Source organism: Streptomyces spiramenti (assembly GCF_012034385.1).
GTDB lineage: Bacteria > Actinomycetota > Actinomycetes > Streptomycetales > Streptomycetaceae > Streptomyces > Streptomyces spiramenti.
In genome coordinates this window covers 1-3,163 of the sequence record NZ_JAAVJB010000371.1, presented here as the reverse complement: position 1 = coordinate 3,163, position 3,163 = coordinate 1, and the positions used below count along the sequence as shown (strand labels likewise).

The 3,163-nt window shown below is 67.7% G+C and carries 3 protein-coding genes; 1 reads left to right on the top strand and 2 read right to left on the bottom strand.

Going from position 1 to position 3,163, the window contains the following annotated elements:
- Positions 1 to 131: 131 nt before the first annotated feature.
- Entirely contained in the window at positions 132 to 1,238 is a 1,107-nt protein-coding gene (locus HCJ92_RS23300) for a 3-dehydroquinate synthase II family protein (protein WP_167935588.1), read from the bottom strand.
- Positions 1,235 to 2,041, bottom strand: a complete 807-nt coding sequence (locus HCJ92_RS23295) for a 2-amino-3,7-dideoxy-D-threo-hept-6-ulosonate synthase (RefSeq protein ID WP_167935589.1) — start codon at positions 2,039 to 2,041, stop codon at positions 1,235 to 1,237. Before HCJ92_RS23295 ends, HCJ92_RS23300 begins: the two co-directional genes overlap by 4 nt.
- 402 nt (positions 2,042 to 2,443) lie before the next feature.
- Between HCJ92_RS23295 and HCJ92_RS23290 the strand changes: the two genes are divergently transcribed.
- The gene (locus tag HCJ92_RS23290) at positions 2,444 to 2,716 is read left to right on the top strand and encodes a hypothetical protein (protein ID WP_167935587.1); all 273 of its coding nucleotides are present in this window, start codon (positions 2,444 to 2,446) and stop codon (positions 2,714 to 2,716) included.
- Positions 2,717 to 3,163 lie beyond the last annotated feature (447 nt).

The following is a 3,163-nucleotide window of genomic DNA, read 5'->3' as shown; positions in this document are numbered from 1 at the left end:
GCCCGCGCGCAACGCAGCGCCTCCACAGCGCAGGCCCGCCCCCGCACCCGGCCCCGCCCCCCGGGGGGGCGGGGCCGCCGCACACCGCGCCCCGGGGCCCCGGCAGGCAGCGCCGCACCGCCCTCAGGGGGTTACTTCTCGACGCAGAACTCGCCGACCGGCCAGCCGACGTGCCGCTTGTCGGTGGCAACGTGGCCCAGGACCTGGTCCCCCTCCGTCAACTCGGTCACGTTCAGCACACTCGCCCCGGGCCCCAGAACCCGCACGTGCCAGTCGTCCTGCACGATGAGATTGACCTCCACCCCCTCGGGCGAGCGGGCCTTGATACTCAGCAACGGCCGGGACTCCAACTTGATCCGACCCACCACGATGCGACGGGTACGTCCGTCGGCACCGACCGCGAGGACCGCGCTGCCCGCCTTGAGCTCGCTGAGGTAGTTGGTGCGGTTGTCCTGCCCGAAGACGTAACTGTGCAAGGCGCCCGCGTTGATGCGGAACGGACGGGTCGGCATGTAGGGCAGCGGGTGGGTCTCGCTCACGCACAGGATGAACCCGTGGGCGTAGGAGCCCACGAGCATCCCCTCGTCCTTCTCGAAATGGGTACAGGTATCGATGCACACCCGGTCCCCGAGCCCCAGGTGCTCGATGGAATCGATCGTCAGGGTGGACAGCCGCAAGGCGGGAGTCTTCAGCCGGAGCATCTCCACCAGGGCGAACACGTCGTTGGCGTCACGAGGAGCCAGCAGCACACCCTCCGAGCCCTTCTCGAGCACATCGACGATGACCTGGGCCTCCTCCAGGTCGTCGGCCCGGCAGATCAACTGCCCCGGCGAGCTGTCGGCCGCAGCGATGACGATCTCCAGAGGGATCTTCGTCGGGTCCTTGAACTCCACGACCGTGTAGGCCAGCGCGACCGCCGCCTCACAGGCCAGCGTCAAGGACGGATCATCGACCACGTCGACCAGGCCCGCGGTGTCCTCCAGCCCCTCACGGTGGAGCGCACGAACCTGCGCCAACCGGCCCGCGTCGGCGATCTCGTTCAACACGATCACGCCCTCCGGCACCTGACCGGCAGGCGGCGGCCCCGCCAACACGCGCTTGACCGTGTTCGGCAGCGTCGACAAGGTCGCGACATCGCTGTCGACGATCGCGTCGACCCGGGCATGTACCGACGCGTCGATCACCGCCTCACGGTGATCGACGGGAACGGTACGCATATCGATCCAAGCAAATTTCATAACACACCTACCATGTGGGAAGGAGGCACCGGCTCAGCCGCGAGCACTCGGCCATGAACGATTTCAGCGAGTTCCCGGACCGCTTCCCGAGGAGACGGACCGGTGAAGACCCGACGGCCGACCGCCAGTCCACTGCACCCCGCGGCCAACGCCGAGGACGCGAACTCACGCAGGGACTGCCCCCCGCCCCCGCCCCCGGCGACCAGGACCGGCAACGGACAACTCGCAACGACGTCCGACATACGCGACGCGGGAGCAGCCAGGACCGTCTTGACGAGATCGGCACCGAGATCGACCGCGATATTCACGACATGCGCGACCAGATCCGCTCTCGCCCCGTCCTCCACCCGCGGGCCCCGCGGGTAGATCATCACCAGCAACGGCATCCCCCACCGCTCGCACCCCGAAGCGACCACCCCGAGATCAGCGAGCTGCGCCGCTTCGGTGAGAGAACCGATATTCACATGGACACTGACAGCGTCCGCACCGATCCCCACAGCGTCCTCGACGCTACCGACCAACACCTTCGCATCGACATCGGGAGCGTGAACGGTACTCGCACTCAGATGCACCACGAGCGCGGTACGGGTGAGCAACCCAGGCGGAATCATCCGAGCTCGGCCTTTATGGACCACGACAGCGTCCGCTCCCCCCACGCTGATATCCCGTACCAACTCACAGAAACCGGTACCAGTGACCACCGGCCCGTCAGACACAGAATGATCGAGCGGGACGAACAAGTAACGACCGTCACCCCGTCTGGACAACCGCGCCATACGCAACGCTTTCCCGGTCAACGACACACTCGACACGACACACCTCCCATCCTGAAAAGACCCGACAGACCAGACCCGACCAGACCCGGCCCGGCGCAGACCAGACACGCCGTGACACACCCGGCGCCCTCACCACGAGACACCGTCCCACCCACCACTGAAGAATCAAGCCAGACACCACCCACACCCACCGGCGCACAAACCACCCGTTCCCGGCCCGCCGAACCCGAGGGCACGCCCGCCGTGCGGCGGTGAGGTCTCACCAGAGGTGCAGCCCTGTCTCCTCCCCGGGGGTCGATCCCCGGTGGCGGAGGCATTCCTAGGATCATCGGTGGACAGCGACGGCGGGGCGCAGTACAGCCCCGGCGTGGCCCGCCGTCCCCAGAGGAGGGCGCTGCCACACCGGTGAGCGGCGGGACCGACGGACCGGTGGACGACATGACACCGCTGGAGGTATCGCTGGGCGCGGTCCGTGAGACTCCCGAGCAGACAGTCGTCCACCTGCGGAGCGACCGCAGCGAGCTGACCGTGACACTGGCCGAGTTGCTGGCCGACGCGATGCGAGTCGCGGGCGGTCTGGCGGCGGCGGGGGTCGCCCCGGGGACGTGCGTGCCGCTGCTCGCGGACCGGAGCGAGGACCCGCGACGCCAGCTACGGCCATCTGCTGCGTTGTCAGGAACACCCGAATACAACCCGGTATGAGGGTGCCCCTCCGCCGTGCAGCTGACCGCATCTGACGCCGCGAGCTGAGCCGACGTGGGGTCTCACACACGCTCTGAGCGGACTGGCCGCGGACCTCCTCGTGGATTCGGTCGGCCTGCCCCGTGCGCTGCCGGCAGTCGGCGGTGGGCATCTGCTCGCCTCACTGGGCCCGATGATCCTCTCGGCCCGGAGACAGATCGACGGTTTAGCCTCGCGCTTTCACGCGGTGGGCTGTCCGGAGGTTGATCAGGAACGCAGAAAGTGCCCTTGACCTGCAACGATAGGACTTGCTGAGGGTCCAGTTCGCTGCAAGGAAAAGAGCACTCTCCAGGTGAAGCACTCTATCGGTTCTTACCCGCGTGCCCGTGTCCAGGACGACGGTCGTCAGGTCGTCTCGCAGGCCGGGTCGGTCCTGCTCGTGGAGACGGCCCGCAAGACCGGTCTTGA

What these genes read in the sequence shown, in the direction of transcription:
- HCJ92_RS23300 (WP_167935588.1), bottom strand. Translation starts at nt 1,238, where the DNA reads ATGAAATTTGCTTGGATCGATATGCGTACCGTTCCCGTCGATCACCGT.